The sequence below is a fragment of the Vibrio sp. V38_P2S17PM301 genome, assembly GCF_009904845.1.
Classification (GTDB): Bacteria; Pseudomonadota; Gammaproteobacteria; order Enterobacterales; family Vibrionaceae; genus Vibrio; species Vibrio proteolyticus.
Genome location: NZ_WXWO01000026.1, coordinates 1 through 12,755, shown reverse-complemented (window position 1 = coordinate 12,755; position 12,755 = coordinate 1). Strand labels below are relative to the sequence as shown.

At 47.7% G+C, this 12,755-nt stretch carries 13 protein-coding genes; 6 read left to right on the top strand and 7 right to left on the bottom strand.

Annotation, left to right across the window (positions count from 1 at the left end):
* Positions 1-14 precede the first annotated feature (14 nt).
* Positions 15-1,046: an NADP-dependent oxidoreductase gene (locus CAG64_RS06365; protein WP_161457998.1), complete on the top strand. Its 1,032-nt coding sequence runs from the start codon at positions 15-17 to the stop codon at positions 1,044-1,046.
* A gap of 10 nt (positions 1,047-1,056) precedes the next feature.
* Positions 1,057-1,674: a glutathione S-transferase family protein gene (locus CAG64_RS06360; protein ID WP_021706508.1), complete on the top strand. Its 618-nt coding sequence runs from the start codon at positions 1,057-1,059 to the stop codon at positions 1,672-1,674.
* 379 nt (positions 1,675-2,053) lie between these two features.
* On the opposite strand, the gene CAG64_RS06355 is transcribed toward CAG64_RS06360, so the two are convergent.
* From CAG64_RS06355 to CAG64_RS06330, 6 genes are all read right to left on the bottom strand, one after another.
* The gene (locus CAG64_RS06355; RefSeq protein WP_161457999.1) at positions 2,054-3,805 is read right to left on the bottom strand and encodes a hypothetical protein; all 1,752 of its coding nucleotides are present in this window, start codon (positions 3,803-3,805) and stop codon (positions 2,054-2,056) included.
* A gap of 263 nt (positions 3,806-4,068) precedes the next feature.
* Positions 4,069-4,671, bottom strand: a complete 603-nt coding sequence (locus CAG64_RS06350; protein WP_021706510.1) for a 2OG-Fe(II) oxygenase — start codon at positions 4,669-4,671, stop codon at positions 4,069-4,071.
* 204 nt (positions 4,672-4,875) lie between these two features.
* Positions 4,876-6,048, bottom strand: coding sequence for a D-alanyl-D-alanine carboxypeptidase family protein (locus CAG64_RS06345; protein ID WP_161458000.1), 1,173 nt, complete (start codon positions 6,046-6,048; stop codon positions 4,876-4,878).
* A gap of 209 nt (positions 6,049-6,257) precedes the next feature.
* On the bottom strand, positions 6,258-7,283 hold the full coding sequence (locus CAG64_RS06340) for a tyrosinase family protein (RefSeq protein ID WP_161447610.1): 1,026 nt from the start codon (positions 7,281-7,283) through the stop codon (positions 6,258-6,260).
* 11 nt (positions 7,284-7,294) lie between these two features.
* Positions 7,295-7,822 (bottom strand): hypothetical protein, encoded by a 528-nt coding sequence (locus tag CAG64_RS06335; protein ID WP_021706513.1) that lies wholly within the window; start codon positions 7,820-7,822, stop codon positions 7,295-7,297.
* A 193-nt stretch (positions 7,823-8,015) separates the two neighbouring features.
* On the bottom strand, positions 8,016-8,375 hold the full coding sequence (locus CAG64_RS06330) for an NADH:ubiquinone oxidoreductase (protein WP_161447609.1): 360 nt from the start codon (positions 8,373-8,375) through the stop codon (positions 8,016-8,018).
* A 438-nt stretch (positions 8,376-8,813) separates the two neighbouring features.
* Between CAG64_RS06330 and CAG64_RS06325 the strand changes: the two genes are divergently transcribed.
* Complete coding sequence (locus CAG64_RS06325) at positions 8,814-9,977, top strand: threonine/serine ThrE exporter family protein (protein WP_161458001.1); 1,164 nt, start codon at positions 8,814-8,816, stop codon at positions 9,975-9,977.
* A gap of 21 nt (positions 9,978-9,998) precedes the next feature.
* Here CAG64_RS06325 and CAG64_RS24070 read toward each other — a convergent pair whose 3' ends face one another.
* Positions 9,999-10,199, bottom strand: coding sequence for a hypothetical protein (locus tag CAG64_RS24070; RefSeq protein WP_237668197.1), 201 nt, complete (start codon positions 10,197-10,199; stop codon positions 9,999-10,001).
* 354 nt (positions 10,200-10,553) lie between these two features.
* Between CAG64_RS24070 and CAG64_RS06315 the strand changes: the two genes are divergently transcribed.
* The 3 genes from CAG64_RS06315 (at position 10,554) to CAG64_RS06305 (ending at position 12,722) form a co-directional block, all read left to right on the top strand.
* Positions 10,554-10,763 (top strand): cold-shock protein, encoded by a 210-nt coding sequence (locus tag CAG64_RS06315; protein WP_021706517.1) that lies wholly within the window; start codon positions 10,554-10,556, stop codon positions 10,761-10,763.
* A gap of 639 nt (positions 10,764-11,402) precedes the next feature.
* Positions 11,403-12,044 (top strand): hypothetical protein, encoded by a 642-nt coding sequence (locus CAG64_RS06310; RefSeq protein WP_021706518.1) that lies wholly within the window; start codon positions 11,403-11,405, stop codon positions 12,042-12,044.
* A gap of 60 nt (positions 12,045-12,104) precedes the next feature.
* The gene (locus CAG64_RS06305) at positions 12,105-12,722 is read left to right on the top strand and encodes an imm11 family protein (RefSeq protein ID WP_161489287.1); all 618 of its coding nucleotides are present in this window, start codon (positions 12,105-12,107) and stop codon (positions 12,720-12,722) included.
* Positions 12,723-12,755 lie beyond the last annotated feature (33 nt).

Below are 12,755 nucleotides of genomic sequence, written 5' to 3'. Positions count from 1 at the left end.
ACAAGGAATTACTTATGTCTCAGCCTCTAAACCGCCGCATTGTCTTAGCATCTCGCCCTCACGGCGCACCAACAACAAACAACTTCCGTTTGGAAGAAACCAGTAAACCTACCCCTACAGCCGGCGAAATCTTGCTACGCAGTGTCTATCTGTCACTCGACCCGTATATGCGCGGACGAATGAGCGACGCGAAATCGTACGCCGATCCCGTCGCATTGAACGACGTGATGGTCGGCGGCACTGTGTGTCAGGTTGAAACCTCGCACCATCCCGATTTCGGCGCCGGTGAATGGGTACTGGCTTACACCGGTTGGCAGGATTACGCACTTTCCAATGGCGAAGGACTGATCAAACTGGGGACAAATCCCGTAAACCCTTCTTATGCTTTGGGAGTGATGGGCATGCCTGGCTTTACCGCGTACATGGGCCTTTTAGATATCGGCCAACCAAAAGCGGGCGAAACCCTTGTCGTGGCAGCTGCCACCGGCCCTGTCGGTGCGACCGTGGGACAAATTGGTAAACTAAAAGGTTGCCGCGTGATCGGCATTGCTGGTGGCGAAGAAAAATGTCGTTACGCGAAAGACGTACTGGGGTTTGACGACTGCCTCGATCACAAAGAGGAAAGTTTCGCCCAGCGCCTGGCTCAGGCCTGCGACAACGGCATCGACATATACTTTGAAAATGTCGGTGGCAAAGTGTTTGATGCAGTCATGCCGCTACTGAATACTGGCGCACGCATTCCCCTGTGCGGACTGGTCTCACAATACAATGCGACGACGCTGCCTGAGGGGCCGGATCGTCTGTCCATGTTCATGGGGCAACTACTGGTTAAGCGCATCAAAGTTCAAGGGTTCATCATCTTTGATGATTATGCCCACCGTTATGGTGAGTTTGCCGAATACATGAACCGATGGTTGGCCGAAGGCAAAATTCAGTATCGTGAACACCTGGTGGATGGCCTGGAAAACGCTCCCGACGCCTTTATTGGCCTGCTGGAAGGTAAGAACTTCGGCAAGCTGGTGATTCAAACTAACCAACCAATTTAAGGACCTGAGGATGATTACACTTCACCATCTAAACCAGTCTCGCTCAAAACGCATTATCTGGTTACTGGAAGAACTGGGACTGGACTATCAGATCACCCCCTACCACCGAGACAGCGTGACCTTTCTGGCGCCGCCTGAGCTAACATCGGTTCATCCGTTGGGGAAATCGCCCGTGATCGAAATGAACGGCGAAGTGATTGCCGAGTCCGGAGCCATCACAGAGATCCTGATCGACACCTACGCCGCAGATGTACTGGCTCCGAAACGTGGGACTGCGGCTTACCGCGATTATCTGCAGTGGCTCCACTTTGCTGAGAGTTCCGCCATGTTGCCGCTGCTGCTCAAACTGTTCGTTGCCAAAGACGGTGCACCGACTAACTTTTTGCAAGGCTACGCCGATAGTGAAGCCGACAAGATCCTCAGCTACTTTGACCAGCGTCTGGAGGGCAAACAGTACCTGGTCGGCGAAAAGCTCAGCGGCGCCGATATCATGATGTCATTTATCGTCGACGTCACTGCCCAGTTTGGTTTGCTCGCACGTTACCCGAACATTCAGCGCTACGCCGCCACTTTGGCCGAGCATCCTGCCAGCCAAAAAGCGCAGCAACTGGAAGCGCAATACGCCTAACCCTTGACACCGCCAGTATCACGCTGGCGGTTTTTCTGCGCCTTACTTCGGTTTTATCGCCCCCCTCCCTTTCTCCCAACACCTAGGTACCTATCACCAGATAGACAATAGCTATCAAATCAATCATCACAATCGATTTTCCACCCGGCCAATTCAGAACTAATCTTATCTATGAGTCAGGCGTCGACAACCATCTTGATTGTGGCGTCCCGGCCGCATACCACGCTGTTTGGAGCATAAAAAAGGCGCACATGGCGCCTTAGAATATTGGTCGGGGAGATCTGCCATGCAAACACTCACCTTTTTTAAACTGTTTGATACCGAAGAGCTGTTTATCTTCTATTAAGCCGCTGCCAAAAGCAGCGGCAATTTGAGTACCTTAGTTTGCAGCTTGCTGCTCTTTGGCCAGTTTGCGCGTTTTCATGTTCGCAACGTAGTCAAAGTTCATCATGATGCCGTGATCTTTCACGTCCAGAGAGATAGTGCCTGATGGTTGGCTCGCCAGCGTCTCAACCATTTCTGGTGTCAGCTCTTCGCCTTGCAACTCTGCTGCTTTTTCCATCACTTCAAGTAAACGGTTGAAATCCATCGAGAACTTCATGATGCCGTTTGAGCTAAGTGGTTCAGCCATCAGTTTGTCTGCCGCCGATTTACCTTTATCACCGGTGTACAGCGCAAAGTGATTGCCGTTCAACTGCGCATAGAATTTCGCACCAATGCCTGTCTGAGGTTCAATCAAAGGAGTGACATCCACTGGCTTGCCATCCGGCTGAATGCTCAGTTGAGCCAGTTGAGGGACAAACATGGTCAGTGATTGCAGGAGCATGTTCGGGTTAGTTGCAGAGAATGACAACATGCCATCCAGACGATCAAATTGCTGGCCGTATTCTGGTTTATCGGCAGGCATCACATCAAACATCTCGACGCTGATGCCTTTCAGACCGTTTAGCATACCAGCAGCCATGCTCAGCATCGCTGCCGGGTTGTCTGCGCCCATGTTCTGCTGCATTTCATTCAGCAGTGCACAGGAATACTGAGGCTGCTTAAGATCCTTCCAGATCGTCGCAACGGCCGGAGCCAATGTCGTGACATCCACACCCAACGCCGCGCTGAACATGCTTTCGCCTTTGGCGTTTGCTGCTGGCACGAAACCCTGAATAGACTTAAGCGCGTCCAGAATCACTTTGTTACCAGATTCCAGCACAAAGCTGCCTTTCATCTGAAGCTCGTCATTCGCCGTGTTGTAGTCAACCACCAGCACTTCTCTTGGCCAGTTTGACGCAATGGTTGCCAACTCAGACTGACAAATTGGTGAACGCAACACGGACAGTGCAGGCTCTGGTTCTTTCTGATCGATCACACCCACCTGGCGCGCAAGACGGTTGCCATCGGTTGTGGTCACACCTTTAATGATCTCAGCGTTGTCGATGTACATAAAGGCGTTATAGTTATCGCCATATTTGCTTTGTAGCGCTTCAATTTTACCACTGTCTGCCAGTGAAGCTTTTGGCGCTTCCAGACCCAGAGCCAACTTGAGCGGGCTCTCTGCATCCAGGATTGGCAGCTCAATCGTCAGGGTGAGCACATTGTCATTCACCGCAACGATCAGATTAGCATCCAAACCGTCCAGATCTTTGGTTGCCAGCTCGTAGCTGCGATATTCAATGTTGTCCAGCTTCTTCAGCGTGTGCGTCACACCACTTTCCTGCTCTTTTGCGTCCACGGTTTTCCAGAACGCGGCCGGATCTTCCAGTTGTACTTTGTAAACCGGCACCATACCCAAGGTGTAAAACACCGGGCTGACCTTTTCCGGAGTACCCAGGTACTGTTTAATAGATTCAGCAGAAGTTGCGCTTTTCAGGTAACCATCCAGAAAAGAAACCAGGAAAGTTTGCATCGGCGTCAAGTCTTGACCCGTTTCCATCAAAGCCATCAGGTCAGTTTGAGAATAACCGTAAGCATTCAGGTATTCATACTGATCGTACGCTTCAGTCTGGAGGGTCACAAAAGGTGAGTCAGCCGGAATATTGCTGATTAGAGAACCTGATGCCTGTTGTTCTGTTTGGTCATAATAGATATAGCCAGCTGCGCCTGCGGCAATAACCGCTGAGGCAAGTAGTACTTTTTTCACTACTAACTCCGTTTGTCGTTTATGTTTTTATTTAATCGCACCTTACGATGCGGGTGGGAGTGTCTCCCGATTTTCAGCCTGGTGCAATATACCCCGAAAAAATGAATAACCACACTGAGAAATTAGTATCATAGATATTTAAACGATATGCGCAATCAAAGAAGAAAAAAATTGTTGGCTGATGAACATTTTGCGACAGCAAAAAGACGCCTCTATGGGCGTCTTAAACAAAAAGTCCGATGGACAGAGAAAACACACGGTATTTAGCGAGCAATATCCAGTTGATGATCGCTGACCCCATTGACCCGGAACCACCCCGCGATACTGAAGCGTTCATTGTGTGTCGGAAGCACTTCGTGAGGAAAACGGTCCGACAAAAAGACCACCAGTCGGCCCGCTTTCGGCGCCACGCGCGTCACCAAGTCATCATCAAGGTTGTACACCACTAACTCACCGCCATCGGCGTCACACCACTCTTCGTTCATGTAGAACACCGTCGTTAGCTTGCGGTTCTCGTTACCACGAAAGCTGTCGAGGTGTTTGACGTAAAAATCACCGGGTTCGTACTTAGCAAAATGCGCCTCATACTCAAACAGACCGAGAAAGAAATTCATGTTAACTTCGCGGCGAATGACTTCCATCTGCTCCAGATACTCCTGTACGGCAATGCCATTGCCCGCTGACAACCATTGGATCTTATCGCTGCGAATACTTTCTGCTCGCATGATATCGTCGTTACGCCCGATCCGTGCACGTTTCCAGTCTTCCGGAATGCTATCACGCAGTGCTGAGACTTGTTGCGAAGTCAGAAAATCATCCCAAATGTAGAGGCCATCAGTGGCTAACGCATCTATCAGCTGTTGCATAATATTGAATGTATTGAGGTAAAGGACTTGCGTTATAAGTCCAATAAGCCCGCGTAACAAATCAATATTTTTGTCGTGACCATAAAAGTAATTTTGCCAAAACCACGGTATCCAGCAATGCGGTGATTGCGTAGATAAACACACACAGGTAGCCCTTAAAATAACAGCGCCCTGCTGAGGCAAGGCGCTGTTGTTGATAAGCTGTCAGGCAAAAAAGCTGGCAATCAGCCGTTTCAACCAGTCAAAAATACGTTTGAACACACCGCCTTCGTCCACTTGCTTTTGCGCCACCAGCGGCGCCTCAGCAACGGTTTTATCGCCGAGCTTATACACTACGCTGCCGATCTGTTGCCCTTGTTCAATCGGCGCAGTCAGATCAGCCGGAATCTTCATCTCCGCGCTTAGCTGAGCAGCTTCCCCTTTCGGCAATGTCAGATAGACTGCTTTTTCTAAACCCACAGGGACTTCGTTTTCACTGCCCATCCAGACGCGAGGCTTAGCCAGAGTTTCACCCGCTTTGTTCGGTGCCACCGTATCAAAGAAACGAAAACCATAACTGAGCAGTTGCTTGCTTTCCATTTCACGACTTTTGGTGCTATTGGACCCCATCACTACCGATATCAGACGCATATCTCCACTGGTCGCAGAGGTTGCCAAACTGTAACCGGCCCCACTGGTGTAACCGGTTTTCATGCCATCGACCGTCATACTGCGATCCCGCAACAGGCCATTGCGGTTGTACTGCGTGATGCCGTTGTAGGTAAACGAACGTTCGCTGTACAGCGGATAGATATCGGGCAGATCACGTATGATCGCCTGGCCGAGCAACGCCACGTCATACGGCGTGGTGTAAAGGTTGTCACTATCAAGACCATGCGGATTGGTAAATGACGAGTCCTTCATACCCAGCTTCGAAGCCCATGTGTTCATCATGTCAACAAACGATTGCTCGGATCCGGCTACGTGTTCTGCTATCGCAACGCTGGCATCGTTACCCGATTGCACAATCAAACCACGATAAAGATCCATCAGGTTGACGTATTTACCAACCTCTATGAACATTTTGGATGAATCAGGAAAATTTCTTGCCCAGGCATTTTCACTGATCCGAACCTGATCATCAGCCGAAATGTTACCGGCTTTCATCTCCTGCCCGGCCACATACGCAGTCATTAGCTTGGTCAGGCTAGCCGGGTTAAGTTTTTCATGCGAATTTTTCTCGACCAACACCTGGCCGGTGTTGTAATCCATCAGCACGTAGCCTTTCGCCCCAATACTGGGCGGATCCGGTACCACAGTCGGCGCGGCAAAAGAAGAAGCAGAAAAGAACACAGCAGAAGCGCTTAAGAACCCATAAATTGTTAATTTTTTTTGCATGACACCACACCAATTAATATGTCTGCCCTGAGTATAAACAATGCACTAGAAGGCATTCGCCGATATTTACGAATTTTTACTTAATATTGAGTTTTGTGGCAAAGAACAAAGAGTTACTAACATTTCACCCCAAAATTATCACAATATTTCTCTCAATTTTGCGACACAGAAAAGTCAGCATCTACGCCGCTTTACAATACGTGAACGATTCATAACGGTGGCTGATATGTAATGCCCAGTGCCGCAGTATCGAGCACATCCTCCACCAATACCCTGTCAGAAAACTCAGGTAAGCGGTTTCGGATCGCAGAAGAGACTGACACACTGGTGTATCCCGCCAGATCACCATTCCAGGGCCACATAGCATCGCCCACTTTGTGCCCTTCCGGCGCAATACTGCCATCAAATGGGGATTCTTCTTCAGGTAGAGGATACGTATCCAACCAGTTAGCACTAAGGTTGTTATCAATTCGATGCTGCTGCCAGTTTGCCCACAAGCGATCCACATTGGCATGATGCAGCCAGAACACCGGATCGTTAGGCGAAAACGCGCCTCCCATGTGACCACCAATAAAACGGTGACCGGCGTTATGTGTCTGCGGTAACTGCGCAACGCCCTGTTCCAGAATCAGCCAGAACACCCACAACGGATGGCGACCATTGATACTTTGATTGACTTGAGTCAGTGTGTTGAGCATTGCCTCGCTCGGTGACCAATCAGACTCCATGCTTCCCCGCTCAAGCGCGGTTCCCCGACTTTCAGACAACAGACTATCGACACGAAACCCCACCAAACCACTTGGCCACCAAGGCGGCCTGCTTGAACCTGCGATCGTAAACTGCAAAATGCCATCGGTCACATCCTGTGGGCTACCCCAGCGGAGCGAACTCAGAAACTCTGGCGTGAATAAGACATTGGAGGCTCCAATGGCGTTTGACCAATCCCAATATGGCAGCGTGACCGCTTCGCCCAACGCATCGGACAACGCCTGTTCAAACGCCCGCAGATATTGACGATGCCATGGCAAGAAACCAATATTGCCGTGCCCGAAATTGACACTGCGGTCGCCGCTGGTTGGCGTGAGTACCGCCATCACCGCTCCATGCAGGGCAACAAACTGATCGTACACACTAAAACCTTGATTGTTTTTGGTTGCTTTCAAGCGTGCAATCGCTTCAAGAAATGCCGCAATTTCGTCAGGTGTAAGATCGGCTGCGCTTTTTCTGATTCCCATCGTGACTCTCCTTACTTCAGTCCATGCTCACCAACTGGATGATGATGCTCTGAACCTCCTGGGTTGGTCCGTATGAGCTTACTGGCCGATGCATGATGTTCGTGGTGCCCCGTGGCACGTACTGTCACCAGTGCGGCAATCGTCGGCTGCCCAGATGAAAACGGAGTCTCTTCGGTGTTAAGTGAGGCGTCAATTAGCGACTTAAACGACTCCCCCTGGATAGTCCGAATCTCCAACAAACTCTGATACATGCTGGCAGGGCCAAGTTCAATACTCAGCTCTGCGCCTAGTCGATGAGGTTCTACGCTAATGTGTGCTCGTCGCACGGGCTCATGCGGACACGCGATGGTCGCTTGCAAGCCTTTCGCAACCCGACGATAAAAATCCACATCCGCCCCATCAAGAGCGGTCTTATTGGTCATCAGTTCCAGTTTTTCAAACAACATGCCCGGCCCGTTGATCAACAGCTTGAGATGGTTGTCAGACAGATAAAAGTCAACCATTCGGGGACCAGCTTTACTCAGGACGACTACACTCATTGCATCACACCTTTCTATCGGGATGTCTGTGTGGCCTGTATCGGCACATGGTCACAAACAAGACTGTTCAGGCAGCATAGTAGTTGCATATCCAGTTACCAGAAAATGTCCGTGATCTCACCTGGAAGTGTCTCCGAAAACACCCACAAAAAAAGCCGGCTGAATCAGCCGGCTTTTCCTCAGTGATCATCGCTTAAATGGCGAGCTTCTTTGTGTCTGGTCTCGGCGTGATCGCATCGCGATAACTGAACCACAGGTAAGTCACGACCACAGAGAAGAACAGGTAAGACAAAGCAAACACCAGCGGTGATGTAATTAGCTCTGCCGAAATACCCCAAGCAACACCGATGATCGTCACGGTGAACTTAGCGAAAACCCCCAGGATCAACAAAAACAACGCCAATTGAGGAAAGCGTGTCGTGCGAAAGGCAAACCAGTAGCAGCTTCCCACGGCAAGTGCTGAAATCGACAGCCCGAGCATGAAAGAATGAAGATGATCCGCAGATGCCACACCTGCCGAAATTGAAGCCATGATAATTAGAAGCAGTTTCATCTTATACCTCGCTTTTAGTAACCAAAAAGCATCCTTTCATTTTTGAAATCTCATTTTGCGTCTATTTTCTCCTTTTAAAAAGAAAGATCAAGCGCATAAAACACACAATTATTGAACACTTTACAACCGCAAAGTGTTTGTAAAGTAATGGTTAAAATATAAACTCTCTGAGTTATTGGCAGCATAAGGCATTATGGTAAAAAAGTTCACAAAAACGTGTCTGAATGTAACAAATGCTTAACTAAAATTTATTTTCGCTCTCAGTCAAAAAATGTGACGTCCGGCAATTACTCAGCACCTCCAACAAAAGCAACAACAAAGTTTTTATTTTTGAAATACTCAATAACGTGAACTCGGCAACGATACGGATATCAGAATGTCGTTTTTGACCATCCGCTCTGCTAACTTTGCGCCACTCTTTTTCACTGACTCACCAACATGCCCTCGCAGTACCGAATCAATAAAATCGTGGAAATAGGCGACACACTGCATCGCAGTGGCTGCGCACCTTACAAAGTTGAGAAATACACTCAGCATTATGCGCAAAAGCATGGCGTCGACGTGATGATTCAGGCAACCCCCACCACGATCAATTACCAGTTTCCGGATGACAATAATGCGGTGGTAATGAAGCGACACAAACCGGCTTCCATCAACCTCAGCTTGCTGGCCAACACCATCATTCGTATCAATCAGCCAAGCAGTGAACCGGTACCTGAGCCTGTCGGGTATCCGTGGTGGGTCACAGCGCTGGCTAATATGGGAATTCCACCTGCATATCTGATGCTGGTAGGTAGTACTCTGGAGGCGATTGGTGTTTCGGTATTTCTGGGATTAGTCGTCTGGCTGTGTCAGCGAGGCTGTCGCGGGCGACACGCCATTGCTGCCGAACTGATTTCAGCGCTACTGACCGGCGTTATAGTGGCATTTCTTGCCAGCACCGGGCTGCCGATTCCTGTCTGGGCTCTGTGCATTGCTGCAGTGATTTTGTTTGTGCCCGGCCTCTCGATTGCCAATTCACTCGAATGCCTGGCCTTCAATGATCTGGTCTCCGGTACCAGTTTGTTTGGTCAAAGCGCGCTGACGCTGCTGAAACTGTTCGTCGGTATTGTGATGGGGCTGAACATTGGTGAGGCGGTATGGGGGCAAGCGCCCGCCACCACATACCACAATGAAATCCCGCTCCCGCTACACATCTTTGGTTTGTTTTTGTTATCGGTCTCGATTGGCATCATGTTTAACGCCAGGCCGAAAGACATTCTACTCGGCTCTCCGGTTGCCGTGCTGGGTATGTGGGGGCCGTTTTATCTCGGTTTTGACAGTGGCTGGGTCGTCGGGACCTGGGTGACAACGGTCTTAATCACGCTGTACGGCACATGGGTGGCAAAACGTTTGGATTTGACGGGGTCTATCTACATTGTGCAGGGTATTATCATTCTGGTACCCGGCAGCCGGGTGCTAGTGAGTGCCAGTCAGTCAGTTTTTGAGCAGTCGATCTTGCCCATTCCGAGTATTGGCCTTTCTGCCGTGTTCATGTTTGCGGCCATTGTAGCCGGACAAATTACCGCTTACTCGCTGTATTCGCCTAAGATCGAACACTGATAAAAAGAGCCCTATTCGAAATCAGCACTTATGCTGCTTTTGAATAGGGCTCTTTGCCTCTGTGCTTTGCTTTTCGCTGGTAACTGCCTTTACCTTTCTTCGCTTTTTCAACTCGGGCTGTAAACAGTTGACTCGATGGGTGTCTTTAATCTGACCACGTCCCAGCTCGATATCATTGACCGGAGCTTGCTCAGAAACCTGGTGATGGGTTTTCTTACTCATCATCCTCTCCTATTGATAGATTCGGTTGGATTATTCACCAACACCAATAGAAGATCAATGGGCGACCATATTTCAACTGTATTAAATGCCAGTAAAAAATGGTCAAAATGAAACCTTGCGCATAGTTTCACAATGAGAACAAAAATAAATGACCTGTTTCCGGATTATTTGCTACCACTTAGCAATCGATTCCACTAAACTCGAAGCAGCTAGAAATGAAGTTCTTTGTCTACATACACTGTTCGTTGGATTACTCGTAACTCCCGTCGTGTCGTACGCAATAGCAATCAACGTTTCCACGCTAGAAGCGCCGAATATGGCTCAAGTTAATTTTTTATACATAGGATATACATCATGTCTAATACAGTTACCGGGACGGTAAAGTGGTTCAACGAAACTAAAGGCTTTGGCTTCATTCAACAGGAAAACGGCCCAGACGTTTTCGCACACTTCAGCGCAATCCAGGGTGACGGTTTCCGTACTCTTGCAGAAGGCGAGAAAGTACAGTTCACTATCACTCAAGGCCAAAAAGGCCCACAAGCTGAAAACATCACTAAGATTTAATTTCAGCCAAGAATTCTGTACAGATAGCCAGCGTTTCGCTGGCTATTTTTTTCTCTCGACCTTAATGCCCGATCATAAAAAACGGCTGTTCCCTTGTACTCTGATGGGCTAACTGGTGCACTCCGATGGACTAACTGGCCGCAGACCCCCCATGCAATTCGAACCAAAACGACTCCTGTCTTTGGGCACACCTAGAGCCATCCATCATGAGATTAGCAATGGGATGAGCAGCTCTGTTGCTCATCAATAAACTGCTACAGAGAGACTCTACCTCTAAGGGAGTACATACTTATTGTTAACGCTAGTTTAGCCGAGGAAAAGAATGGTCAGTATTAGCTATTATTTGCTCACACTACCATTAGAAGTTGTCACTATGCCAATATAACAGCATTAGTGAAGGTTGTTACACTCCCTCACGTATTTAAAGATCCAATGGCTATATTCATTGAATATAGTTGACTCAATAAAGAGTGTAGATAACTTTTCCGGTATTGATACGTTCGCTGCAACAAGTGGGATGCCAGGCTCGGGGGAGCCCAGTTTATTGTTTTGTAACGAGGTTTAGGCTTAAGGCTAAGGTGGAAAGTGAATTTGGCTGATCAGATGGGACACTAGAACTATCACTTATAAAGGCACAAAATGGATACCAAGAGTAGGCAGATAAACCCGTACAATGAACAATATTATATCACTTTCTTAAACTATAATGATGAGACCTTGTACCTTAAACCAGAAATGCGTTCTGCTATGAGGCATTATGAATTTACTAAGCTACCTGCTGGAGAGCCTATGTTTTTTGAAAACGGCTACAGGGATGAGGATCTTTCTAAAGGCGTTAAACGTCCAATCAAAAATGCTCACATGGCAATCAACTATCCAGTGATTAATGACGACATTAAGAAATCACTAGGAGAAATTGGAAATAATTTTTTCCAGCTGTATCCTGCGGTAATTGTCGATGATGAGAGAAACTATCATGAAGGTTTTTGGGTGTTTAATATTTTCGAGTATATGGATGTTTTAGATCTTGAAAACTGTTTAATTGATAACTTTGAATCTGGTCAAGATGAATACGCTATAAATGAATACTATCTCAGCAAGAAAAAAATAGAAGCAATACCTGAGAAAGATCGCTTAGTATTTATGCCTGAATATTCTGATTTTCCGCACGTCATGGTACACGAAAAAGTTGTCAATGTACTTAAAAAGCACAATGTAGACACACTGAATTTTGTCAAAGTCTCTGATTGGGCCATGGGTCTTCAATTTTTAGAGTCATAGGGTAAGTGGCTTGGTCTTCAGGCAAAGGAGAATGCTTGAAGGCCAGCTATAGGCAGGAAAATGAGTCAATACAACGATCACTATTATATTGTATTTAAGAATTACGATGAAAATACTTTGTACTTAACAACGCATGACAGATCGGATCATCGTGACTATGAGTACACTAAGCTCAGTGGCGGTGAGCCGATGTTCTTTGTTAACGGTTATCGTGATGAGGATCTTGCTCGTGGAATTTCTCGGCCGATTAAGCAGGCACATTTGGACTCGACCTACCCAGTTTTTTCTGAAGAAATAAAACAAACACTAGGCACTATCGATAGCCAGTGTTGTCAGCTCTACCCGGCGGTGATTGTTGATGATCACGACAAGTATCATGAAGGATACTGGGTATTTAATGTATTTGAAAAATTAGATGTACTGAATCTTGAAAAATGTCGTATTGATGATTTTGACCCTGAAGACTCTAGACATACGATTGCTCAATATTACTTGGATGATGACAAGCTTTCAGCGATGCCTGAAAAAGAGCGATTAGTCTTTATGCCGAAATACAGCGATTATCCGCACATTATAGTTCACGAAAAGGTCGTCAGGGCGTTTAAAAAGCACAATGTAGATACACTGAATTTTGTCAAAGTCTCTGATTGGGTCATGGGCCTTCAGTTTGTTAAGTAAGAACTTTGGCGTTCAGGTGACGGACTGCACTTG